Origin of the sequence: Fulvivirga marina, from assembly GCF_016775155.1 — a bacterium.
GTDB classification, from domain to species: Bacteria; Bacteroidota; Bacteroidia; order Cytophagales; family Cyclobacteriaceae; genus Fulvivirga; species Fulvivirga marina.
Genome location: NZ_JAEUGD010000016.1, coordinates 59,059 through 84,578, shown reverse-complemented (window position 1 = coordinate 84,578; position 25,520 = coordinate 59,059). Strand labels below are relative to the sequence as shown.

The 25,520-nt window shown below is 39.6% G+C and carries 17 protein-coding genes; 10 read left to right on the top strand and 7 right to left on the bottom strand.

The window, feature by feature from the left end; genetic code table 11:
- Positions 1–80: 80 nt before the first annotated feature.
- From JMN32_RS04715 to JMN32_RS04705, 3 genes are all read right to left on the bottom strand, one after another.
- Positions 81–257, bottom strand: a complete 177-nt coding sequence (locus JMN32_RS04715; protein ID WP_202855139.1) for a hypothetical protein — start codon at positions 255–257, stop codon at positions 81–83.
- 3 nt (positions 258–260) lie between these two features.
- Positions 261–881 carry a DUF6503 family protein gene (locus JMN32_RS04710; RefSeq protein ID WP_202855138.1) on the bottom strand — a complete coding sequence of 207 codons (621 nt, stop codon included), beginning with the start codon at positions 879–881 and terminating at the stop codon, positions 261–263.
- A 72-nt stretch (positions 882–953) separates the two neighbouring features.
- A complete protein-coding gene (locus JMN32_RS04705) occupies positions 954–1,826 on the bottom strand; it encodes a YihY/virulence factor BrkB family protein (RefSeq protein WP_202855137.1) in 873 nt (290 codons plus the stop codon).
- Between the two features lie 240 nt (positions 1,827–2,066).
- Here JMN32_RS04705 and JMN32_RS04700 point away from each other — a divergent pair, with 240 nt between their 5' ends.
- From JMN32_RS04700 to JMN32_RS04680, 5 genes are all read left to right on the top strand, one after another.
- The gene (locus JMN32_RS04700; RefSeq protein ID WP_202855136.1) at positions 2,067–4,619 is read left to right on the top strand and encodes a M1 family metallopeptidase; all 2,553 of its coding nucleotides are present in this window, start codon (positions 2,067–2,069) and stop codon (positions 4,617–4,619) included.
- Positions 4,620–4,718: 99 nt separating this feature from the next.
- On the top strand, positions 4,719–7,805 hold the full coding sequence (locus JMN32_RS04695) for an ATP-binding cassette domain-containing protein (RefSeq protein ID WP_202855135.1): 3,087 nt from the start codon (positions 4,719–4,721) through the stop codon (positions 7,803–7,805).
- A 216-nt stretch (positions 7,806–8,021) separates the two neighbouring features.
- Positions 8,022–8,552: a YfiR family protein gene (locus JMN32_RS04690; protein WP_202855134.1), complete on the top strand. Its 531-nt coding sequence runs from the start codon at positions 8,022–8,024 to the stop codon at positions 8,550–8,552.
- A complete protein-coding gene (locus JMN32_RS04685) occupies positions 8,552–10,345 on the top strand; it encodes an ATP-binding protein (protein ID WP_202855133.1) in 1,794 nt (597 codons plus the stop codon). The genes JMN32_RS04690 and JMN32_RS04685 overlap by 1 nt, the downstream gene beginning before the upstream one ends.
- A gap of 1 nt (position 10,346) precedes the next feature.
- A complete protein-coding gene (locus JMN32_RS04680; protein ID WP_202855132.1) occupies positions 10,347–11,249 on the top strand; it encodes a histone deacetylase family protein in 903 nt (300 codons plus the stop codon).
- On the opposite strand, the gene JMN32_RS04675 is transcribed toward JMN32_RS04680, so the two are convergent.
- The gene (locus tag JMN32_RS04675) at positions 11,240–11,614 is read right to left on the bottom strand and encodes a hypothetical protein (protein WP_202855131.1); all 375 of its coding nucleotides are present in this window, start codon (positions 11,612–11,614) and stop codon (positions 11,240–11,242) included. The genes JMN32_RS04680 and JMN32_RS04675 overlap by 10 nt on opposite strands.
- A 543-nt stretch (positions 11,615–12,157) precedes the next feature.
- Here JMN32_RS04675 and JMN32_RS04670 point away from each other — a divergent pair.
- The 5 genes from JMN32_RS04670 (at position 12,158) to JMN32_RS04650 (ending at position 21,112) form a co-directional block, all read left to right on the top strand.
- Positions 12,158–16,735, top strand: coding sequence for a T9SS type A sorting domain-containing protein (locus tag JMN32_RS04670; RefSeq protein ID WP_238354354.1), 4,578 nt, complete (start codon positions 12,158–12,160; stop codon positions 16,733–16,735).
- Between the two features lie 174 nt (positions 16,736–16,909).
- A complete protein-coding gene (ligD, locus tag JMN32_RS04665) occupies positions 16,910–19,228 on the top strand; it encodes a non-homologous end-joining DNA ligase (protein WP_202855130.1) in 2,319 nt (772 codons plus the stop codon).
- 53 nt (positions 19,229–19,281) lie between these two features.
- A complete protein-coding gene (gene ku, locus JMN32_RS04660; RefSeq protein ID WP_202855129.1) occupies positions 19,282–20,145 on the top strand; it encodes a non-homologous end joining protein Ku in 864 nt (287 codons plus the stop codon).
- Between the two features lie 22 nt (positions 20,146–20,167).
- On the top strand, positions 20,168–20,791 hold the full coding sequence (locus JMN32_RS04655) for a tetratricopeptide repeat protein (protein WP_202855128.1): 624 nt from the start codon (positions 20,168–20,170) through the stop codon (positions 20,789–20,791).
- Positions 20,792–20,803: 12 nt separating this feature from the next.
- A complete protein-coding gene (locus JMN32_RS04650) occupies positions 20,804–21,112 on the top strand; it encodes a hypothetical protein (RefSeq protein WP_202855127.1) in 309 nt (102 codons plus the stop codon).
- A gap of 59 nt (positions 21,113–21,171) precedes the next feature.
- Here the strand turns inward: JMN32_RS04650 and JMN32_RS27615 are convergent, their stop codons facing one another.
- The 3 genes from JMN32_RS27615 to JMN32_RS04635 all read right to left on the bottom strand — a co-directional run bounded on the left by JMN32_RS27615 (position 21,172) and on the right by JMN32_RS04635 (position 25,519).
- Positions 21,172–23,304 carry an ATP-binding protein gene (locus tag JMN32_RS27615; protein ID WP_202855126.1) on the bottom strand — a complete coding sequence of 711 codons (2,133 nt, stop codon included), beginning with the start codon at positions 23,302–23,304 and terminating at the stop codon, positions 21,172–21,174.
- A 116-nt stretch (positions 23,305–23,420) separates the two neighbouring features.
- The gene (locus JMN32_RS04640) at positions 23,421–24,110 is read right to left on the bottom strand and encodes an alpha/beta hydrolase family protein (RefSeq protein ID WP_238354353.1); all 690 of its coding nucleotides are present in this window, start codon (positions 24,108–24,110) and stop codon (positions 23,421–23,423) included.
- 467 nt (positions 24,111–24,577) lie between these two features.
- Positions 24,578–25,519: a PorP/SprF family type IX secretion system membrane protein gene (locus tag JMN32_RS04635; protein ID WP_202855125.1), complete on the bottom strand. Its 942-nt coding sequence runs from the start codon at positions 25,517–25,519 to the stop codon at positions 24,578–24,580.
- Position 25,520: the final 1 nt, after the last annotated feature.

Below are 25,520 nucleotides of genomic sequence, written 5' to 3'. Positions count from 1 at the left end.
AACTTTGTTTTTTACAAGGTGTATTGGGAAATGCCGGAACAGTAATTGTTTCGGCATTTTATTTTTCCTTAGCACCTGGTTTATTGCACATGAAGACTATCTACCTCTGCATTTTCAGGCATCATGAATAAAGACTGGTCAGGAGCTTCTTCTGAGAATAGTGCTTTGGAGAACTCAGCTCTGTACCTTAAGTCTCCAATACTATCAGCTTCAAATTTATGCCCCTCCATTACTGCTGGTACCAGTAAGCCATTCACTTTTTACCACTTTGTATATCTGAGCGCGTTATAGTTCTCATCCTTCTTGCCACTAAAATAGGTCACCGTATACAGCAATAGCTCCAATTGGTAGGTTTCAGGGTTAAAATGGGCAATGTAAAGATCTCCGTCTGCGTCCCCGATTCCCTCGTTAAAAGAGATTTTTAATGCTCTATAGTTTTGGCCTTCAATTGATCGTTCTCCTAAGTCCTCATATTGGATCCCGGGGTCTGATAATACGAATGGTATTGCAAAGAAGTAAAAGACAAGGTTGTGATAAAACCTTGGAGGCATTTCACCAAATGCTTCTTTATCAGGAGCAACCCAAACATTCGCACCATCCATGCCCAGGGTATAACCACTTCCGGTAATCAGGACCTTTCTTGACTTTAAATCAATCAATTGTGTTTCTGTTTTTTCAGTGCCCAGTGTTGTTTTTACCTCGTATTTTAGGGTATTAAAAGTTTCCCAGTGTTTCTGCCCTCCATGCGCTTTTAAGGCTTTTTGCAATAGGACAGGATATGCCACAGAGTCCTTTTCTGTTACAGAGATAGAAGCTTCCTTGGGAGAATGCCTGGTACAGGCCATAGATGTGATAAGTAGTATAAGTAGTAAGTTTTTCATAACTGATATTTAGAAGGAGCAAATGTAATGAGAGTATACCTGCATATTGTGTCAGAGGATTGACAAAATTAATTATTCCCTTGCAACAGAAACTGTATATAATTCTGCATTCTTTTTAGGTATTATATTCCTACTCATGGTTTGTATGTATACTTTGGTAAAGGCTGCTCCGTAATACATAATAAGCGAAGAGTAAAAAATAAATAGTAGAAGCAGCATGATAGATGCCGATGTTCCGAAAATATCATTGAAGTTCTCCGTAATCAAAAATCTCCCTAAAATATACTTGCCAATATTGAATAGTACCGCTGTAAAGAGTCCACCGATCATGGCATCTTTTCCCTTTAACTGGGCATCTGGAAGGTACTTTAGTAGAATAGCGAACCATAGTGTAACCACAATAAGAGACAGTACTATGCTTATACTTCTTATTAGCGGTGCATCTACAGATGGAATTATCTCGTCAAGGTAGTCTTTCAATACAGCAACCGTGGTATCGGCAAAAAGTGAGCCTACAAATAATAACCCGCCGACAAATATGATGAGCAGGGCTTGTGTCCGATGTTTAAGGGTGTATGCAAAGTTTTGTTTGCTTTTCAGGCGAATATTCCAAATGTGATTAAATGCTTGTCTTATTACATGAAAGAGCGTAGTGGAAACGAAGGCAAGAAATATACTTCCTCCAATAGTAATCCAGGTACTGCTGGCCTGCTTTCTAAAGTTATTGACAATGTTATGAATCTGTTCTGCTGTATTATTGTCAAATTGAGCTTCAATTTGGTTATAAAGTTGGTCTGATATTTCCTCTTTCTGAAAATAAAGACTTAGTACATTAAGAATGATGATAATAATAGGAGCAAGAGAAAATAGTGTAAAGAAAGCGGTTGATGCAGCCAACAGCAGGGGTTGATTGGCCCTTAATAACTTGAAAGAGTCTAGTAGCATTTGCCCGAATTTTTTGATATACATATCTCAAATCTGGAGTATTTTGGTTATATATTCACCTTGATAACAAAATACCTACAGCCTGGTTTAAATATGTCACAGCGTCAGGGAATAAGCACCTTCGCCAGGAGATGGCGACTAAAAATTAAAGGCTGATTCAAATAAATGCGAAGTGTTGAATTTATTTTTTATGTTTATGGTATGACTCCATGCCATTTTAGATTATTTGCAATCACCGTAATGCTTTCAATACTTGTCTCATGCACCAAAAAAGGTGATAACCTTTTGGTTCCGGGGATTTCAGAAGAATTGGCCCAGCATAGAAAATCGGTTGTTGACGATATCACTTACGAGCTGCATTTTGATATTCCGCGCACTAAAGATAATGCCATTCACAGCACTGCGAAAATATCTTTTGACCTGAAAAATACCAGAGATGATCTCATTCTGGATTTCAATGCTGACCCTGAAAGATTGAAGGTCATACATGTAAATGATGAGGCTGTGGATATTCGTTGGGAAAAAGAGCATATAGTCATACCTGCTAATTTTCTGAAGAAGCGTAATGTCGTTGATATACAGTTTGATGCTGGTGAACAATCGCTTAACAGGCATGAGGATTATCTTTATACACTATTTGTTCCTGACCGTGCTTCCACGTGTTTTCCTCTTTTTGATCAACCGGACTTAAAAGCCAGATATAAGCTTTCGCTAACAGTTCCTTCCGAATGGAAAGCAGTGGCTAATGGAAATGTTGTATCTCAAAAAAATGTAGAGGCAAAAACGGCATATATGTTTGAGGAAACACCATTAATCAGTAGTTATCTCTTCTCGTTTGTTGTGGGCAACTTTAAAAAGGTTGCAAAAAATATTAATGGCAGAGTAATGAACATGTATCATCGAGAAACTGATTCGGTAAAACTCTCCAGTAATATTGATGCAATATTTGATTGGCACGAAAAGTCTCTGAAGTGGATGGAAGACTATACCAGCGTGCCCCTGCCTTTTGAAAAATTTGACTTTATTCTTATTCCTTCTTTTCAATATGGAGGTATGGAGCATCCGGGAGCCGTTTTGTATAATGCTTCTGCGCTACTGCTCGACGAGTCGTCCACACTTAAACAAGAACTGGGGCGTGGCCGGTTAATCGCACATGAAACAGCACATATGTGGTTTGGAGATCTGGTGACTATGAAATGGTTCAATGATGTTTGGCTAAAAGAGGTGTTTGCCAACTTGATGGCTTCGAAAATTGTAAATCCTGGCTTTCCTCAGATTAATCATGATCTACAGTTCTTGACAGCTCACTATCCAAGTGCCTACAGTGTAGATCGAACAATGGGTACCCACCCTATACAGCAAACGCTTGATAATCTTAAAGATGCCGGCACTTTGTATGGAGCCATCATTTACCAAAAGGCTCCCATTGTAATGCGAATGCTTGAAAATAGCCTTGGGTATGAGAAGTTTCAAAATGGTTTGAAGCAATATCTCAATAGCTATGCTTTTGGTAATGCCACATGGGACGATCTGATTAATATACTGGCAAAGGATGCTTCTTTTGATATCGAAAGGTGGAATAAGCATTGGGTAAAATCGGGAGGTATGCCTATAGTGCAATACGCGATTGAAAGCTGGGACAATAAGAATATTTCAGAGATGAAAATATGGTCGACCAATGACCAAATGGAGATGGATGATGATCTGTGGTGGCGTCAGGACCTCAAAGTTTTAATGGGATATGGTGATACATCAAGGTACTATAATGCAAACTTGCTTACGAATAAAGAGGAGCCTGAATTCAGTGGGGAACCCTATCCGGAATATCTTTTTACCAATGGTGGTGGACTGGGGTATGGCTACTTTAAAATGAATAAGGATTCTAAGGATTTTCTAATCAGAAATGTTGATAGCATAAAGGACCCGGTGGTTAGAGCATCCATATGGATCAATCTTTATGAAGCTTCGCTCAGAGGGCATATAAAACCTGATAAACTTATCGATAGGGCTATAGAGAGCCTTCCTAAAGAGGAAGAGACCTTGATTACGGAGTATATTACAGGAGTAATCCATACCATTTATTGGAAAATGCTCACTGAAGAAAGCCGTATTAGTCTGGCTCCTAAGTTAGAGGGTATCTTGCTTAATATGATGTTGCATGCTACATCTGTCAATTTGAAATCTACTTATTTTAACGCTTTAAAGTCCATAGCAATATCTGAAAATGGTGTATTAGTATTAAAGAAGATATGGAATGAAGAAATGGAACTAGATGGACTTCCTCTATCTGAAAAGGATTTTACAAGCCTTGCTTATGAATTAGCGATTAGGGAGATTGATGGGGTTGAAAGCTTACTCCAAGAGCAAGGTAATAGAATAACTAACCCGGATCGAAAGAAAAGGTTTAATTTTATTTTGCCTGCACTATCAGAAGACGAGGCTGTCAGAGATGCTTTTTTTGAAAGTCTGAAAGAGGCAAAGAATAGAGAAAATGAAGCTTGGGTGCTTGAAGCACTGGCCTATTTACACCACCCATTGAGATCGCAAAGCTCGGTGAAGTATATTAAACCCAGTCTTGAAATGCTTCAGGAAATTCAATTGACAGGTGATATATTTTTCCCTAAGCGTTGGCTAGATAATACCCTTGTAGGACATAGTTCCGAAAAAGCAGTTGACGAGGTCAGACAATTTTTATACAGACATAATGATTATCCTGCAAACCTAAAAAATAAGGTGTTGCAGTCTGCCGATTTACTTTTCAAAAGCGTGGAAGTAAAACGCAAGAAGAAGTAGTTATTGATACTTTTTTAAATTTAATTATGGTTACAATTGTTTTGCTAAGTAGCCTTTTATTATTTAACCTTTTACATTTAAAGCGAAGGACACCCATACATGAGTGAGGAACTTCTCAAAGCTATAATTCAGTTATTTGCCATTGTTGCCAAAGAAAGGGTAACTGAAGATGAACGTAATAACATAAAAGAGTTTCTTTCTGTACACCTCAATCAGGAAGCAATAGGATTCTACTTAAACCTGTTCGATAAGTATTGTTGTGAAAATGGTCTTGAGCAAAGAGAAGGCCTTAATCTGGACCATGATACCCTTGAGTTTGTAGGCGATTGGGGTAGGATCATGGCGATAAGCAAGCAGGTTAACAAGGCACTTACCATGCAACAGAAGGTAGTGTTGGTTATCAAGATCATAGAACTTGTATTTGCTGATAATGAAATATCTGAAAGACAAGGTAATCTTATATTTTATATAGGAGAAGCCCTTAAGATATCCCGTCGCGATATGGTATCACTACGTAAATTTGTGACTGGGCAGGACCTTGAGGAACTAGCCTCTAAAGACGTGTTGATCATTGATGAAGGTTCCGGAGAATATGAATTTGATGGTCCCAGGCTGGTGGCTAAGAACCTGACTGGTCTGATCGCTATTTTGAGGCTCTCCAATATTGAAACTTACTTTATTAAGTATTTAGGTATATCGGTTCTTACCCTCAACGGTATTCCTCTGAAGAGTCGAAAAATTGACATCTTCCCTACAGGAAGTACAATTAGAGGAAATAAAATTGACACCGTTTATTATAGTGATGTTGTAAGCGAATTCTTACAGGGCCAGGTTGAAAGCAAAATAACATTTACAGGGGAGCATATATTTTACCATTTCAAAAGTGGTCGGGCAGGTTTGCAAAATGTAAATATAAGTGAGCAGGGAGGAAAGCTTATAGGTATAATGGGAGCCAGTGGATCTGGGAAATCTACTCTGCTTAGTGTTATCAATGGCTCAGAAAAACCTTCAAGTGGCCGGGTGTTGATCAACGGCACTGATATTTATAAGCATCCTGAAGAGGTTGAAGGTGTTATTGGGTATATACCTCAGGATGACCTGTTAATAGAAGAGCTTACCGTTTTTGAAAATCTTTATTACTCCGCTCGCTTATGTTTTGGCCAATACACCAGAAGGGAGACTGAGGATCTGGTGGAGAAAGTGCTCATGAACCTTGGACTGGTCGACATAAAGAACCTTAAGGTTGGGTCACCGTTGGATAAAACCATAAGCGGAGGGCAGAGAAAAAGGGTAAATATAGGACTGGAGCTGCTTCGGGAACCGAGCGTGCTATTTGTAGACGAACCAACTTCAGGGCTATCGTCTCAGGACTCTGAAAATATTATGGACCTGCTTAAAGAACTTTCTTTAAGAGGGAAAATGGTTTTTGTTGTAATTCATCAGCCATCATCAGACATATTTAAAATGTTTGATAGCCTGATTATATTAGACGTAGGCGGGTTGCAGATATATTATGGTAACCCCATTGAGGCAGTAACCTATTTTAAGGAAATCATTAATGCTGCTAATAAAAATCAAAGTGCCTGTCCGGAGTGTGGTAATATTAATGCAGAGCAAATATTTGGTATTATTGAGACCAAAATTGTTAATGAATACGGGCGCTTGACGAATACCAGAAAAGTATCTCCCGGGCAATGGTACCAATATTTTAGGGACAAAATCAAGCTTCCTAAGATACAGCATGTCAGTGAGCGAATTAAAGTAATGCAGGAGATCCCCAACTGGTTTCGACAGTTTGGTGTTTATATGACACGTGATATCCTCTCTAAAATTGCTAATACACAATACATGGTGATTAATTTTTTTCAGGCACCTATATTAGCTTTTTTTATGGCTTTTTTAGTTCGTTATTATGGTACAATAGAGAGTGATAAGGCTACTTATTCTTTTTTTGAAAATGATAACATTCCTGTTTATTTCTTCATGAGTATCATTGTAGCCTTGTTTATGGGGCTTACTGTAAGTGCAGAAGAGATCTTCAGGGACAGAAAAATAAGGAAGCGAGAAAGGTTTCTTAACCTTAGTCGTAGCAGTTATTTGGCTTCAAAAATTGGTATATTATTTTTCATTAGTGCTATTCAGACAGCATCTTTTATATTAATTGGTAATTGGATTCTGGAGATAGAGGGTATGGGGTTCAGGTTTTGGCTTATATTATTCAGCAGTTCCTGTTTTGCTAATTTGCTTGGTCTCAATGTTTCTGCCTCTTTCAACTCTGCTGTAACTATTTATATTTTAATACCTATTTTGCTGATACCACAGCTTTTGCTGAGCGGCGTTGTGATTAACTTTGACAAGTTTAACCCTAAGGTTAGTACCATGGACGGAGTCCCTTTGATAGGGGAGATCATGGTCTCTCGTTGGGCCTTTGAGGCTGCTATGGTTACGCAGTTTAAGGATAATGAGTATGAAAAACAGTTCTACACTGTAGATAGAGCGGCGGCGAATGCCGAGTATAAGAAGCTTTACTATATACCAAGACTTGAGTCAGAGCTAGCGTATGTTTTTAATAATATGTCCAAAAGACTGACACCAGAGTCTAAGAAAATGCGTTGGTCACTCGAGTTATTGAAAAATGAAATTGGTAAGGAATTGGAAGCTGTAGGGCAGGACAAATTTCCTCATTTGGATAAGCTACAGCTTGAAGAGTTTGATTCTGCCGTTTATGTTTCAACCGGAGAGTTTTTGAATAAGCTGAAACAAATGTACGTGAACAGGTATAACGCTGCTGTGGATGAAAAAAACAGAAAAATTGAGTCAATGGCAAATACTGCAGAGGGGTTTGAAAAATTAGATTCATTAAGATTGACCTATCAAAATGATGCTGTAGTTACTGCTGTACAGAATACAAACAACACTTACAGGGTAATAGCCCTGGATAACAGATTGGTACAAAAGATTTATCCTGTCTATTTTAAAGACTTTGAGCCAGATAGTTATCTGGATTTTAGAACAAAATTCTTTGCCCCACAAAAGCATTTTGCCGGGGCTTATATCGATACACTTTTTTTTAACCTGCTGGTTATCTGGTGTATGTCACTGGTTTTGTTTATTGCATTGTATTTCAGGGTATTGCAACTAACCATGCTGTTTTTTACTACCCGCAGGAAAAGGGTAAGGGCATAAAGTTAGGGTGAGAGATAGGTGCTAAATGTTGGTAAATTCAGGTATTATTATTTATCTTATAAGTTATTTTTAGTGCTTTTTGTTCAGTTAAATAAAGGAATCTCTGTAATTTATTGAATCAATAGTGGATAAAGTCAAAGCATTTGTTTGTAAATTAAATCAGGGGGGAATGCCTGACACAGCACGATGGATGCTGTTTTACAATGAGTTGTGCATATGAAGTCTTTTTTGAAGAAATACGGCCCTGTTATTCTGTGCTTCCTTTTCTTTAATGTCGAGGCTCCGGCCCAGATTGGTGAAAATCGCCTGAAAAGTATTTGGCTGGAGAAGTTTTCCAAGTTCATAGAATGGCCAACAACTGATACTCTTGAGTATTTTACCATAACCATTCTTGGGGAAGGAGATATCAATCAATACTTGTTTGATATATATGAGAACAGGACCATTAAGAACAAACCCGTCAAAATAAATGTCATTAACAAAATAGATAATATTGAATATTGCAATATACTGTTTGTTAACACTGGGCAGGCCAAAGAGTTGGATAAGGTACTCGATAGAGTAAAGTCAAAACCAATACTCACCATTGGGGATACCCAAGGGTTTGCGAAAAAAGGGGTGATCATTAACTTTTACCTTGAACAAAATAAGGTTCGGTTTGAGTTAAACATATCGGCTGCAAAGTCCAGTGGGTTGGATATAGATTTTCGGTTGCTAGAAGCTGCCAGAATAATAAAGAAGATATAATGTTGTTCTTTAAAAAATTAACCATTAAGAATAAACTGACGGCCATTATTTTGTCCGTGACTATATCAGCTTTGCTAATAAGTTTTTCATTTTACAGCTATTACTCCTATTACAACAGCCGAAAGGCAGTTCTGAATCAAATGGATGTTACAGCCAGACTGATCAGCGAATATTGTGTTGGCCCCATGATCTTTGAGGACCAAAATGGTGGTCAGGAGATCATTGAAAAGGTGGCTAGTATACCTGAGATAAGTCACGCCTATATATTGAACAAAGACAGTTCACTTTTTGCTTATTACAAAGGAGATCAGGCTGTTGCCCCTGACTCATTGATGCTTTTACTCAATAGTGAGCAATACTTTAAAATTGGTAAAGCCGTAGAGTACAAAGAGGAGTACTATGGATCGGTATTGCTTCTGGTGCCTAAATCTCTTGTAAGTCAGATAGTAAGAAAGGACGTAGTTTATCTATTAATCATTTTTGCTGTTATTGTTCTTTTATCAGTTTTTTTTACCAATAAGCTCCAAGGTTATATATCAAAGCCTATTACTCGGCTGGCGGACTTTGCAGAGGATATTGCCATTCATAATGACTATTCGCGAAGCATTACTCACGATGAAAAGGGAGAGATAGGCAACCTCTATGACAGATTTAACCATTTGCTTTCGCAGGTGCGTGTAGAAGAGATAGAGCAGTTACGGATTAACCGTGCCTTAAAGCTTAGTAAGGAGAACTATCAGAATATCTTCCAGAACTCCATCGTGGGTATTTTTAGGATAGATGTTCATTCAGGTAAGGTAATACAAGCTAATAAACGGACCTGGGATATTCTCAATATGGATCCTATATTTCATGATGCTATATTTAAGCACTTCAAAAAGACAGAAAATCTGTGGAGTTTATTGAGATCTTTACTGAATAATGGGTTTATAGAAAATAGTGAACTCAAAATATCAACAAAAGATAATTACTCGGTTTGGATAAGTGTTTCAGGTCGGCTAAACCAAAAGGAAGGGTATTTTGAAGGAGTAATACAAGATATATCAGAGAAGAAGAAAAACTTTATTGAGCTGCAAAAAGTGAATTTTGAGCTTGATAACTTCGTATACCATGCCTCCCACGATTTAAGATCACCCCTGCGTACCATACTTGGACTTATACATATTGCCGGCCTGGAGAAATCTAAGGAAAACATATTTAAAATATTGGCACGTGTGGAGGCGAGTATTAAGAGGATGGATAAGCTCATTACCGATCTTTTGACATTTTCTAGAAACGGCAGAATAAAAGGACAGATTGAGGAGATTAATATCAAAAAGATGATTGAGACTGCCATTGAGCAGATTGATCCGGTTAGGTTTGATAAAATTAAAGTTTCAGTTGAAGTGAATGAAGATTGTGTTTTTAAATCAGACCCTGTAAGAGTGGGGGTAGTTCTCAACAACCTGATTAGCAACTCCGTGAAATATCAGGTTAAGGGTAATCCTGACCAATATATTAAAATAAAGGCCGGTGTAACAGAACAAAGCCTGTTGCTTACTATCGAAGACAATGGAGAAGGGATACCTGCCGAAAGCCTGAACAAAATCTTTGATATGTTCTATCGGGCTTCTGAGAATTCCGAAGGTTCAGGGTTAGGCTTATACATTGTTCATAATGTTTTAGAAAAGCTTGGAGGGCAGATTCATATATCTTCAGAACCAGGCCAGGGCACTACCGTTCAGGTCACCTTGCCGAATTTTGCAAACCCTCAGATGTCAAGCTTACTTAGTATGTTGGAAGATAGTCCTTAAAATGTTAAAAATAGCCTGGTCAGATATTTACAGTCACCCACTGCCCGTGAAACATCGGTTTCCCATGATAAAGTACGAATTGTTGCCAGAGCAATTACTTTATGAGGGGACCATTACTAGTGCTAACCTTTTTACTCCGGGAAAAACTGACGAAGAAGTCATACTTAATGCACATGACATAGTCTATTGGGAAAAGCTAAAGAACCTGTCTTTGACAAGATCGGAAATTAGAAGGACCGGATTTCCACTTTCGAAGCAGCTTGTAGATAGAGAAGTTACAATTGTTCAGGGTACAGTTCAGTGTGCATTATATGCACTTGAGTATGGTATAGCAATGAATATTGCGGGAGGCACTCATCATGCATTTTCCGATAGAGGCGAGGGTTTCTGTTTGTTGAACGATATTGCGGTTGCAGCCCATTACTTGCTTAACAATTTATTAGCCAGACAAATACTGGTTGTGGACCTTGATGTACATCAGGGCAATGGTACAGCTGAAATATTTAGAAACGATCATAGGGTATTTACTTTTAGCATGCACGGAGCAAATAATTACCCGTTACATAAAGAATACAGCGATCTCGATATTGCCTTGCCAGATGGTACTCTGGATTCCTTTTATTTAAATACTTTGGAAGTAAATCTGCAAAATCTGCTTGAAAAGATTCAGCCTGATTTCATATTTTTTCAGTCAGGCGTAGATGTCTTGTCAACCGATAAGTTGGGAAGGCTTGGCTTGAGCATAGGAGGTTGCAGGGATAGAGATAGGTTGGTTATTCAAAGTGCGAAAGACCTGAACATTCCACTGGTTGCTTCGATGGGTGGTGGGTACTCAGAAGATATTAAGGTAATTATTGAGGCACATGCCAATACTTACAGGCTGGCGCAGGAAATTTACTTCTGATTTTTAATAGAGGAGCTGCCTTGCCAGAGAGAATTGTTTTTATAATATTCATTGATCTTGGATAGAACTTTCTCTGGGTCCTTATCCAACTCTTCCTGAGTGAATTTTGGGGCATCTGAGATCCATTGAGGTCCAAAATTTACCCTCAACTCATTTGTCTTGAGGTGCAAGTAAAATAATTTCGAGGGAATTGCCCTAAGTACATCTTGTTCTTCCGTCAGGTTGGCAACACTTCTCTCCTTGAAAATGATGTATTTCTGATCCTGATGTTTTTGAAATCCATTTATTTCCCCAATTTCTCCATATATGGGGTGATAAATGCTTTTATTGATCAACTTGTTTACCAATAGCTCTTCCAACTCCATATTTATCTGGTGGTTTAAACGCAGTTATAGTCCGACAATTTCTTTACCAATACAGTTTAATCACTTGTGATACCATTTTGTTTTAAATGAAAGTGCGCATTGTCCCCTAAAGTGAGATTTTGTTTCTCAAATTGAGTATATAAAGTTACTGATAAAGAGCGATTTAATCAATGAAAGAATAATGGTATTTTATTTGTTGAAATTAAAGGATAACAACAGCATTGAAAGAGAAAAAAACAATTTAAAAGTTAAGCCAATTAGATGCAATATAGGATACAGCCCATTGATGGTGGTAATATTATGGTAATATAACTACTAGCTATCGGTGCATAACTTTAACGGATCTTTGGGTTGAAACAGGTAATTTTTTGTTTGATTATCAATATGTTAAAAGTATGTTGCTCTAATTTTCCTTTAAACTTCCTTTGATTTTATTGTATATAGTCCAATTTGATAAAGTTAATTTAACATTTGGCCTTGTTGGTTTTTGAGAGGTATTATATACCTTTGTGCTAATTATCAATAACTTAAACCTAGCCTCATATGAAACAACTTTACAGACTATTATCAATAGTTCTGCTGATGCAAGTGTGCCTTGGTTTGCAGGCACAAAGTATTTTTATCAACGAAATCCATTATGATAACGACGGAGCCGATACCCAGGAGGGTGTGGAAATTGCAGGACCCGCAGGAACCGATCTATCAGGATGGGCCTTGGAATTTTATAATGGTAGCGGAGGAGCTTTATACGCTACTGTTTCGCTTTCGGGGGTTATAGCAAATGAACAAGGTGGTTATGGAGCCATATTCTTTGACCAGGCAGGTGTGCAAAATGGAGCACCTGATGGAGTAGTCCTTGTAGATGCGGCCAATAATGTGATCCAGTTTCTAAGCTATGAAGGATCATTTACCGCTGTAGGCGGAAGTGCTGACGGACAAATTAGTACTGATATTATAGTAAGCGAAAGTGGATCAACTGCTATTGGTAACTCATTGCAGTTGACAGGTACAGGGACCGACTATACCGACTTTAACTGGCAAAACCCATCTCCTTCCAGTTACAACAGCATAAACGATGGGCAAAGCTTTGGTACAATAGTGATCAACCCTGTGATCAACGAGTTCGTGTTTAACCATACCGGGTCAGATACCAATGAGTTTGTGGAGATACTTGGTGCTGCAAACACGGATTACAGTGACCTTTGGTTGTTGGAAATAGAAGGAGACAGCCCCTCTACAGGTATTGTTGATGAGGCCATTCAATTAGGTACAACAGATGCTTCCGGTTTTTGGACTACCGGTACTTTAAGCAATGCTTTCGAAAATGGTTCATTGTCTCTTCTTTTAGTTAGAAATTTTACAGGTTCAGTAGGTGATGATCTTGACCCTGAGGATGATGGTGTACTAGATACCCTAAATTGGGAGTCAGTATTAGATGTTGTAGGTGTATACGATGGTGGTGCTGATGATCTCAATTACCTCGGTACAGTACTGGCAGCTGATTTTGATGGTTCTACATTTACTGTTGGAGGAGCATCCAGGGTTCCGGACGGTCAGGATACGGATATGAGCAGTGATTGGGTTCGAAATAGTTTCTCTGGTGCTGGTCTGCCAGACTTCCCTACCGCAGAAGCTGCACCTGGTGAAGCCATTAATACTATACGAGCTTCTAATCAGGTTCAGGCCGGACCTGCTGCTGTTCTTGTGATCAACGAGGTAGATGCGGATACAGAAGGTACCGATGTGGCGGAATTTGTGGAGCTATTTGATGGTGGTGCGGGAAATACATCTCTTGACGGTCTGGTGCTGGTATTTTATAACGGAAGTAACGATCAGAGTTATAACGCCTTTGATCTTACAGGATATACAACTAACGCACAGGGTTACTTTGTATTGGGTAACGTCGGGGTACCTAATGTATCAATTGAATTTCCATCTAATGGACTTCAAAACGGTGCTGATGCTGTAGCGCTGTATTTAGGCACTGCAGCTGATTTTCCTTCAGGAACTTTAGTGACGGATACAAATCTGGTTGATGCCATTGTTTATGATACCAACGATAGTGACGATGCCGGGCTTTTGACTTTGCTTAATGCAAGTCAACCCCAGGTAAATGAAGATATGTATGGTAGTAAAGATGGTCACTCATTACAGCGCTACCCTAATGGTGAGGGAGGCTTAAGAAATACTGATACTTACAATGCAGCTCTGCCTACTCCGGGAGCAGCAAATACTAACCTTACTGAGCCTTTGACTATAGTTATCAATGAAATTGATGTAGATACTCCTGGTTCAGACGAGGCGGAGTTCATAGAACTTTATGATGGAGGAGTTGGTAACTCATCATTGGGCGGTCTTGTAGTTGTATTTTATAATGGTAATGGAGATGCCAGCTACAATGCAATAGATCTTGATGGTTATAGCACCAATGCAGAGGGTTACTTTGTATTAGGAAATGCAGGTGTTACTAATGTTGATCTTATTTTCTCAAACAACGGTTTGCAAAACGGAGCAGATGCAATAGCACTTTATCAGGCAGATGCGACTGATTTCCCTTCAGGTACATTAGTACATACTGCTAACCTAATTGACGCCGTTGTTTACGACACTAATGATAGCGATGATGCTGAACTGTTGGTTCTTTTAAATGCTGGCGAACCGCAGCTCAATGAAGATGCAGCTGGTAACAAAGACAATGAGTCTCTGCAAAGAGTACCTAATGGCTCTGGTGGTGCCAGAAATACTTCTTCTTTTGCAACTCAAGCTCCGACACCCGGTGCTGAGAATGGTGGTGGCATAGTCGTGCCAGGTGAAGTAATTACTATTGCTGAAGCTCGTGCAAAAGCAGTAGGTGAGTCAGTGACCATACTGGGTATACTTACAGCAACCGATCACTTTGGAGGACCTGCTTATATTCAGGATAGTACGGCAGGTATTGCCATTTTCGATGCATCAATACATGGAGATATGATCTTTCAGATTGGAGACTCTATAAAAGTAACAGCTGTTCGTGGAGCTTTCAACGATCAGGAGCAACTGTCAGGAGTTTCTGCAATGGAAAATTACGGCCCCGCCAACAGCCCTATTGTGCCTAAAGTTATCTCTCTTGGTGAAATGAGCTTACACTCTGGAGAGTTAGTTACAGTTACCAACGTTACTTTCCCTCAGCCAGGGCACTTGCTTTTCGGCAACTCAAATTATGCGATTACGGATGCAAGTGGTTCAGGCGAGCTTCGTTTGGATGCTGACGTAGAAGATCTTGTAGGATATGCTCAGCCCGATACTTGTAGCGCTATTACAGGTGTAATTGGACGTTTTATGAATATCTACCAACTACTGCCGAGACAGTCAGAAGATATGCCATGTGCAGAGAAATATCAGCCTCAAGGTGATGATCTGGGTATTCCGGTTTCTGAAACCTTTGATGTTGCTGCATGGAATATCGAGTGGTTTGGTGATGAGAGCAATTCACCGGCAGCAGGCAACCCTAACTCTGATGCAATTCAGAAGGACAGTGTAAAAGTTATTTTACAGCAACTTGATGCCGATATCATAGCCGTAGAGGAGATAACGGATCTGACTTTGTTTGATCAACTGATTAGTGAATTGCCAGGTTACAGTTATGTAATGTCTTCTGCTACTTCTTATCCTGGAAGTGCAGATGCTCAGCATGTTGGTTTTATTTACAATACAGCTACCGTATCACCTGATACTACTGAATCAAGAGTTCTTCTAGAATCTATTCACCCATTGTATAATGGTGGTGATGCTTCTCACCTGACCGGCTACCCTGATACTCCAAGCAGGTTCTGGGCGAGTGGAAGATTGCCTTACATGTTTGTGGCTGATGTTACGATCAATGGGGTTACCAAAAGAGTAAACCTTGTAGCCGTACATGCCAGAGCTAATGGCAGTTCAGGAGCACAAAGCAGGTATGATATGCGTAAATATGATGTGGAAGTTCTTAAGGACTCTCTGGATACATATTATGCAGACGCTAACCTGATCATGTTGGGTGACTATAACGATGACCTTGACTTTACGGTTGCTGATGGTGTATCTTCCACGGCTTCTACTTATGAGGTTTATGTATCAGATACAGCATCGTACGAGCTATTAAGTTTGCCCCTTAGCGAGCAGGGTTTCCGTTCTTATGTTTTCAGAGAGAATATGATCGATCATATTATTACCTCTGATGAATTGGCTGATGAGTTTATAGAAGGATCAGCCAGAGTTGGCTATCAATACTATGATAGTGACTATGCATCAACAGTTTCAGATCACATGATCGTATCTGCAAGGTTTATATTTGAAGAGGAAGTTACCTTCAATGATTTTACCGCAGTAAATGTGGTTTCATTTGTTCAGGGTAAAAGAAGAAATCGCAGACCTGTACACTGGTTAAGAAGCAATCCTGGAAAAGCTTTGGGACGACCTCTTGAGAACTTCTACTTTAACTTCGTAAGTCTTGGATTTGGAGGAGAGATTACTTTAGAGCTAGATAATTACATGTATGACTTATCTGGTAATGAGTTCAAACTTTTTGAAAGTACATTTGGGCCGCTAAACTTACCTTGCGAGTGGTATCCCGAAACCGCTGAAGTATTCGCTTCAGAAAATGGATCAGATTTCTATTCATTGGGTACTACATGTCAGGATGGAGAGTTTGACCTGGCTTCTGCCGGTATGAAAAAAGCCAAATTTATCCGTATCAAAGATGTTTCTGAAACGGCTTATTTCTTTGGCAATGCTGATGGTTATGATGTCGATGGTATCTATAACCTGATCCCCGACAGAAGCAAAGCAGCAGCAAGAACAAGTGCACTGGAAGATCACGAAAACTATGTGCCTAATGAGGTTAATGGTTTTGAAGTTTCGGTTTATCCTAATCCGTTTACCAGCCATGTAAACCTTACATTTGCTTCAGAAGACGGTGGTAAGGCTACTGTTCAGGTGTTGGATATTATGGGTAGAGTACACCTTAACCAGGAAGTGAGCTTCTCATTTGGTGTTGAAGAGCATAAGATAAATATGGAGAATGTTCCTGAAGGTATCTACATTATCAAAGTTCAAAGCGAACTGGATGGCCTTGACCAGACAATAAAAGTAGTTAAGGAATAACATATTAAATATTGAATTGTAAAGGCGCCCGGGTGGTAATATTCCACTCGGGCGCTTTTTTTATGTAGGAGAGGATACCAGATATAGTGTCAGTTAATGCTTGACACTACAATAAATGTTTGATGTTTGTTACAACCATGGATAAAACGGTTTGAAAACATTAAATTGTACGCTATGGGACGTGACTCTCAGTTTGTACAAATAGGAAAGCGACGGTTGGAGCTGTCAAACCTTACCAAGGTCTTGTACCCGGAAGAGGATATAGTGAAGGCAGAGGTTATTAAATACTATCTGTCTATAGCACCAACAATCTTATCTCACATCAAAGGGCGAGCCCTTTCCCTGATCCGCTTCCCTGATGGTATTACGGGCGAGCGATTCTTTCAGAAAAACAGGCCGGAGTGGGCTCCGGATTGGCTGGAGCATGTCGCTTTGGGTAGCGAGCAAAAGAAGGATTATATTATGGCAACCGAGGCAGCCTCTCTGGTTTGGCTGGCCAACATGGCGTGTTTGGAGTTACATCAAATGCATGCCAGGCGTCCTCATCATGATCATCCTGACTATATAGTTTACGACCTTGACCCACCCGAAGTATATGATTTTGAGGGAGTAAAAGAATTAGCATTTAACCTTAAAGATCATTTGGAGTCTTACGATTATCAGTGCTTTGTTAAAACCACTGGCGGGAAGGGGCTGCACATTTTGACTCCGGTACAAGCTAAATGGACTTTTGATGAATCCTTTGAAGCAGCAAAGAACATAGCACAACCTTTTGTTGAGAAGTATAAGGAGGCGACACTCAATATCAAGAAAGACGCCAGAAAGGGCCGAGTGTTGATTGATATCTACCGCAATAGAAGCAGCCAGACCATTGTAGCTCCTTATAGCCTGAGAGGTTACGCCGGGGCTCCGGTTTCCATGCCTTTATCTTGGGATCAACTCGAAGATATTGAAAATTCTCAGGCATATGATATCAATAGTGCGTCCGATCGCGTGCTTGAGTATGGAGATGCATGGGAAGGCATGGGGGCTTACGCAGTAGAGCTACATACAAAAAGAAAGGCTGGAAGCAAGGGCAAAGTGTTAGAGGCCAACAAACATTATAAGTCTCCTAAGCAGCTTAATGAATACAGTAAAAAGCGTGATTTCACTAAAACCCCGGAACCCAAGGCCCTGTTCAGTGGAGGGGGTGATACCGGCTTTGTGGTTCATCGACATCATGCCTCACACCTGCATTACGACCTGCGTTTAGAGGAACATGGAGTCCTGAAATCCTGGGCAGTGCCTAAGGGGTTGCCTTCAGTGCCTGGAATTAAAAGACTTGCTATGGAAACGGAGGATCATCCTCTGGAATATATCACATTTGAAGGAGAGATACCCAAAGGGCAGTATGGAGGGGGTAAGATGTGGATTTATGCCAATGGTCGATACGAAATCAGCAAAAAGAAGAAAGACGGTTTTTACTTTACACTCAATAGTCCGCAGATCAATGGGGAATATCGTATGCACCAAATGAAGGGAAAGGAGTGGCTGTTAGAGCGTGTGGATACCCCTCAAATAGATTGGCTGAGCACTCCAGCAGAACCTATGATGGCAGACACGGCAACCAAGGTGCCTATGGGTGATGAATATATATATGAGCTTAAATGGGATGGTATACGGAGCATTATCATTGTGAATGAAGGAGAAGTTAATATCTGGAGTAGAAACCATAAAAACCTGAATAAGCAGTTTCCTGAGCTTTTAGCCGCCGATAAAGCATTTAGGGTTACTAACGCCGTCATTGATGCTGAAATAGTTTGTTTTGATAAAGTCGGAAAACCTGATTTTAAAACTGTGATACATAGAATGCAGCGAACCGGGGCATCTGAAATTGAGAGAAGTTCGAAAAAATACCCTGCTTACTGTTATGTGTTTGACTTGCTATATCTCGATGGAAGACCTTTAATTAACGAACCGCTACTCAGGCGTAGAGAATGGCTGCACGATTCTATAAGGAAAGATATGCCTTACCGGATGAGTGAAGCCGTTAAAGAAGGTAAAGAGTTATATGAGGCCACTAAAAAAATGCAATTGGAGGGCATCATGGCCAAAGATGGTAATAGCAAATACTACCCGGGCAAAAGGAGTGCCGGTTGGGTAAAGGTCAAGTCGAAGAAGACCGCTGAAGCGCTTATAATTGGTTATACCAAAGGAAGAGGAGATAGGGAGTTTGCTTTTGGAGCCTTACATTTAGGGCAATATATTGATAATAAGTTGGTTTATCGGGGTAAAGTCGGTACAGGTTTTAATGATAAGATGATCAAAGGACTGTTTAGGAACCTGTCAAGGCTTCAGAAAATTGATAAACCGATTGATGAAGATCCTGTGGATATAGCCAGAACGGTTTGGGTTGAACCCAGACTGGTTTGCGAGGTAGAATATTCGATGATCACCAGAAAAGGAAGCTTCAGGGAACCTGTTTTTTTACGATTGAGGCCGGACATGGGGTGATAAACAATCAGAGCGCTCTTTTCGTTATTAACATACCCTTAACCCCTCAAGTTATGAGAGCTATTTGGAAAGGACACATTCGCTTCAGCCTGGTAACTATCCCAATCAGGATATATACGGCTATAGATTCCAATGAAAGTATTCGATTCAATCAACTATCGAAAGAAACGAAGAACCCTGTAAAATATGAGAAAAGAGATAAGGTAACAGGAGAGGTGCTGAAGGCCGATGATATTATTAAAGGCTACCAGTACGAGCCGGGTCAGTATGTTATTATTGGACCTGAAGACCTGGAGAAAATTAAGCTTAAAAGTACGAAAGTGATTGAAATTGAGGGGTTTGTTAATTCTGATGAAGTACACCCCACTTTGTATGATTCACCTTATTTTATTGGACCTGATGGAGATATTGCGACCAAAACTTATGCCTTGCTTATGCAAACCCTGAAGCAATCGGGAAAAGTAGGAGTGGGGCGTGTGGTTTTAAGGGAGAAAGAAAATATGGTATTGCTTACACCGTATGGTAATGGTATTATGCTGTATAAGCTCAGGAACCCTAAAGAGATAAGGGATATGGCAGATGTACCAAAACTTGATGAGGTAAAGGGTGCAGATAAAGAACAGTTGAAACTTGCCAAAACACTGGTAGACTCAATGAGTAAGCCATTTGATAAAATTGACATGACCGATCATTACCATGAAGCACTCAAGGAAATGATCCAAGCCAAAATAGAAGGTAAAGAGATAGTATCCTATACTGAGGAAGAGCCAGAAGTGGTAGATATCATGACTGCTCTTAAAGAAAGTATTGATCAGGCCAAATCTCAGAAGAAGCCAATGAAAAAAGCTACCGGCAGGAAAGGAAAGAAAGGGGAAGAAAAAGAGTCGGCCAAAACTAAAAAGCAGAAAGTAGGTTAGTTATGAGTGAAAGTTATTTGTAGTGGCAAAAATAGTTAAGTTTCCGATCAACAACAGCGCAAAGTTAGGCTATAGAAAAGTACGCAAGAGCCGGCGTGTTAACCTGGAAGATTATGGCCAGCTTAATATGTTTACTACTCCACCTAGCGAAGCCAGGGTAGTCAGTATGCAAAGCCATGAGAGTGCCTTTGAACAGGCGCTGTACTTTGATGAGGAGAATGATGAAAAAGCTATTGAATATTACTGGAAAGCTATAAAGGCTGGTGAATGTGTGGCAGATGCCTATTGTAACCTAGGCATATTTGAATCAGCCAGGGAGAATTATATTAAGGCTATTGATTGCTTAACCAACTGTCTGAAGCATGACCCAAGACATTTTGAAGCTCACTATAACCTAGCCAATGTTTACTCTGAGTTAGGGGAGCTTAACCTGGCGAAACTTCATTATGAAATTTCTATAGAGATAGAGCCGACTTTTGAAAGTGCATATTATAATCTAGGTTTGGTAATGGCCATGCAAAAGGATTTTAAGGAAGCAGTCAAGGTGTTGCATAAGTATAAAGAGTTGGCCTCCGAGAGAGAGAAAGATAATGTAGATAAACTTATCAATAGTCTACAAAGATCAATGAAATCAAAAGCACAATAAATTCGACACACAATGGACTCAACGGCAGAACTAATACTACAAGGGTATTTTAGCAAACTAAGAGATGCAATTAATAAGCAGGCTGATGCAGAACAAGGAGAAGGAGAGGTGCTTACATTGCTGAAGAATATATTCAACTATTTTGATACCAGAGAAAGAAGTGGCGCTCTTGGTTCGGAAGGACAGAAATTACATCAACAATTGGCCGAATTACTGGATAAGATAAATAATAGTGAGGAAATAGACATTCCCGGTAAACTCCCCATGCAAAAAGCCAACTCCAAAAAGAACTCCGAAGTCCAAAGAAAGACCGGGAGTTGATGTAATCTTTTCAGGCCAATTAACAGTCACCTGTGAAAGTTGAGCAGTAGAATATAAAATTAATTATCCAACTTCAAAGTGAACGTCGTTCCTTCTCCGTATGCAGATTCTACCAATATTTTAGCGCCCAGTTTATCCACTGTGTCCTTAACGATATATAGGCCCAACCCTGAGCCTTCGGCACTTTCTGATGCCCTGAAAAACATATCAAAGATCTTTTCATGGAATTCATCAGATATACCCTGGCCATTATCTGATATTTTCACTTCAGTACCTACAGAATTTTTGCTCGCTATCACTTTGATGTATGGCTGGGGTTGATCATAATTGTGATACTTTACACCGTTAGTAATCAAGTTGCTGAAAATGATCTTGAGCCTGCTAGGGTCTGATTTAATGGTAAAGTCCGGTTCATACTCTTTGAAAAGGTCTACCTTTTCAGCTTTTTCGAAATATTTTATTTCAGAAACAATTTCGTTGATGATGCTGTCAAGTGTGACTTCCTTCTTTTCAACCTCCCTCTTGGTATTAATGGAGTAGTCCATAATACTTTTAATAAAATCTTCAAGCTTCAATACACTTGAATTCATGATCTGGAGGTAGTGCATTTGCCTGTCACCAGGGCTGTCCATTTTAGCTAGGTTAATGAGTCCTTTTAAAGATTTTAATGGAGCTACCAAGTCATGAGAAGATCGATATACAAAGTTGTCGAGTTCGGTGTTCATGGTGCGTAAATCCTTGTTCACATTCTGAAGCTTCTCCCTTTGTGTTACTAATTCGGTTGTTCTTTCCTCTACAAGAGACTCTAATTGTCTGTTGATCCTGCTGAGGTGTAGCGTACGAAGCTTAACCAGTATGTATATCAATGCTACTAGAATGAGTATCAATACTATGGCAAACCAGTTTGATAAATACCACGGTTTAAGTACATGATATGTAAGCGTAGCCGGTTGGCTTTCCATTCCATTCAGGAGGCGTGCTTTGACATGAAATGTATACTCTCCACCACTCATGTGGCTGTATTCTTTTTTTACATCATGGTTCCACTCTGACCATCCTGGATCAACACCTTCCAGGAAATAGCTGTACTCCAAGTCTTCTTTGTCAAATCCTGGAGTTGCATAATGAAAAGTCACTGGTAATTCATACGTTAAATTCAGGTTGGATAAATAAGGGTGTGTTAATGATTTTCCGTCAAAAGTAGCTTTAGTAATAATGGTAGGAGGTACCTTTTGAGGTTGATTAAGTACGGGCCATTGCAGGTATGAAATACCGTAGTTGGAGGCAACCCAGAGGTTGTTTCGGGTATCCAGCATGGGTTCGCGTAGGGAGTTGGTGGCAAGCCCATCACCTTTAGTGAGATTTTTAACGATCTCACCTTTCTTATTGAGCAGTATAAGTCCGTTAGTCCAGCTTGTACAGGCGTATAGACTATCTCGCCAATAAACGGCTGAGTATAATAAGCTTTCACTTAAAAAGGTATTGGCATCAACATCCCATTTATCAATCTCTCCATTTTTTTCATCAAAAAGATACAATCCATGCGAGGAGGTAAAGATAACATGTTTGCCACCTGGCCCCGGTAAGATCTGAAAGGCAGCATCTTCTTTAAATTTGATTTTATTGCTGACAAATATCACACTGTCTCCCTCAAGTCGTACGACATTTCCATTAAAAGTTGATGCATACAAATGGCCATTTACTGGAAATAAATAAGCATCCTTCACGGGAATATGATGTACTGAACTGCCGTCCCATCTTAATATTCTATCGTAGGAAAGGAAGTAGACATTTTTATTGTAGATGAGTGTTTGCCAGACCTCATTGATGGTTGAATCAGGGCTTATTTTATTTCTTAATGAGGAGTAAATCAGAGTGCCTGAAGAGTCTTTTTTTGCATAGCCAAATTCATTGAATCCGCCAACGTAAAGGGTTTCATCGTCATCCTCAACCATAGAGAAAATACCAGTATGATTTTTTACGGTATGAAGTTGCCATTCACTACCATCATATTGAAGTATTCCGTCCTCATTACCAAAATAATAAATGCCATCTTTCCCTTGTATCCCCATATAATTAAAAGAGGTGGCTTTGTAATTACCGGTATTAAAATTTCTTATGATTACGGTATCTTGCCGAGCCAACGAGGAAGTGGCAAAAAGAATGAATATGATATAAAAATGCGGTTTCACATGCAATTGACTTATAAGTCATGATCTTTTCGTTTCGAGACGCAGAAAACGTTCATTTTACGAAAAACAACCTTTTGACTAAACAGCAAATGTATGAAAAAGCAAGCAGATTTACACTAAACAGGTGCCCATTTCATAGTATGAGTGGCAAGTTGTTTTATTATTTCCTCATCAGTAATACCGCTCCTTTTAAGCATATGAAAAGAATGATCAGCACCTTCCAGATTGATTAAAGTGGCTTTGGGTAAGGGTGCCGTTACTTCCTGCATGAGTTCAGGTATCGCTAGTTTATCCCGGGTTCCCTGAAGAAAAAGCATAGGGCAGCTAATTTTGCTCAGGTGATCTGCTCTATCTACGGATGGTTTGCCAGGAGGGTGAAGAGGAAACCCAAAGAATACCAGACCTGAAAGATTGTGTGTATTGTAGGCAGCATATAATGAGGTCATTCTTCCGCCGAAAGACTTTCCTGCACCCAGGATGGGCAGCTCAGGGAAGAGTTGTTGTGCCTTTTGAATAGCTGCTGCTATAGTTTTTTGTGCTATTTGTGGATTATCAGGTCGTTTTTTTCCATTTTCCATATATGGAAAGTTAAACCTTAATGTAGTAAGGCCTACTTCAGCCAATTGTTGAGCCAGAGAAGTCATAAATGAGTGGTACATTCCAGCACCAGCTCCATGGCTTAATACTATTACAGCCTTGGGAGAGTGGGAGGGTAGGAGTTCAAAGGTAACCTGACCGATTTTGCCCGAAACCTTGAGTTTGTTTTCTGTCATAAGGTAAAGCATATTGTACTCTATTACAGCCAAATTAGCATGATTTTAACTCTAATGAAAATCAGATAGCATATTGTATTTATATTATCCTCATACTGTAGTTTATGGGGTGTTCTAATCTGGATACTGGGCCTTTTATCTGTACCTTCTCTTAACTTGGGGTTTTAAACCCTGTAGTAAACAGATTAATAGTTGGGTAAGGTCTGAGGGAAAATGCAGCACTATGTTTAGGCGTTGTTTCTTTTGTGTTGAGAATCATCAACAGGTTTGGTTATTTTTCTCGTATTTACAACGTATGTAAAGTTGGAGTATTATTTGTTGTATATGCTAATTATAAGGATATTAAGACTTATATCAACCTAAACCCGAAAGATGGTCGGCAACTCATTGTCGGCCATTTTTTGTTTGTAGGATGTACTTAGTTCTTTTGCTGAAAAAGTGATTAAATAAAAATGGCCGGAATTTCCATTCCGGCCATTGGTAAATACCTTTAATAAATTTTAAAATTTCAACAGGCTTGGACATTCAACATTTCCATGAATTTTCCTGATTCTGAATCTGTAGTTAAGCATAAACTCATGAGTTCCCTGCGAAAACTGATTGAGGTCAGAGGTGGTCCAGTCATAAGAATATCCAAAGTGAAACTGCTCACTTAGCTTCAGGTCAATATAAGTGATGATGGCATCAATATTTCTATAAGATGCTCCAACACTAAACACTTCATGAAAGATAAAACCTGCATTAATATCAATTCTCAATGGAGATCCCTCTTGTGCCTGGATAAGCATGGCCGGATTAAACTGTACCGTCTTTCCCCTGGTAAGGGGTAGAACCATCCCTCCGTGCAGGTAATAGTACCTGGCCTCTGTAATATCACTAGCCAGTTGCTCCACACCTCCGGATACCTTATTGTTCAATAGAAACGGTACGGATAAGCCGGCAAAGAGAAGTTCATTATGAAAATAGACACCAGCCCCAAAGTTAGGCTTAAACCTGTTTTCTATATTAGCAAAGGAGGCATCATTAGGATCGTCTAGATTTAAGTTACTGAAATCGGCTGATGTAAGGTTGAAGCCTGCCTGCAAGCCCATGGCGAGGGTACCTACAGGAGACTTTATAATGAATGCGTAGCTCCCAAACACGCTTTGGTTTGAGTAGCTCCCGATTTCATCATTTGTAATCAGAAGCCCTAAACCTACTTTGTTTTTTGCCAAGGCACTATGTGCACTGAACGATAGGGTTTTCGGAGCCCCGTCAAAGTTTACCCACTGGTTTCTGTACATGGCAGTAGCACTAAACTGCACATGGCTCCCTGCATAGGCAGGGTTAATAACCAGGCCATTGAACAGGTACTGTGAGTAAACCGGATACTGCTGAGCGTTGGAAGTATTCCAAAACAAAGCAAGTAAGGCAATGACTAAACTAGTCTTTAAAATTTTCATG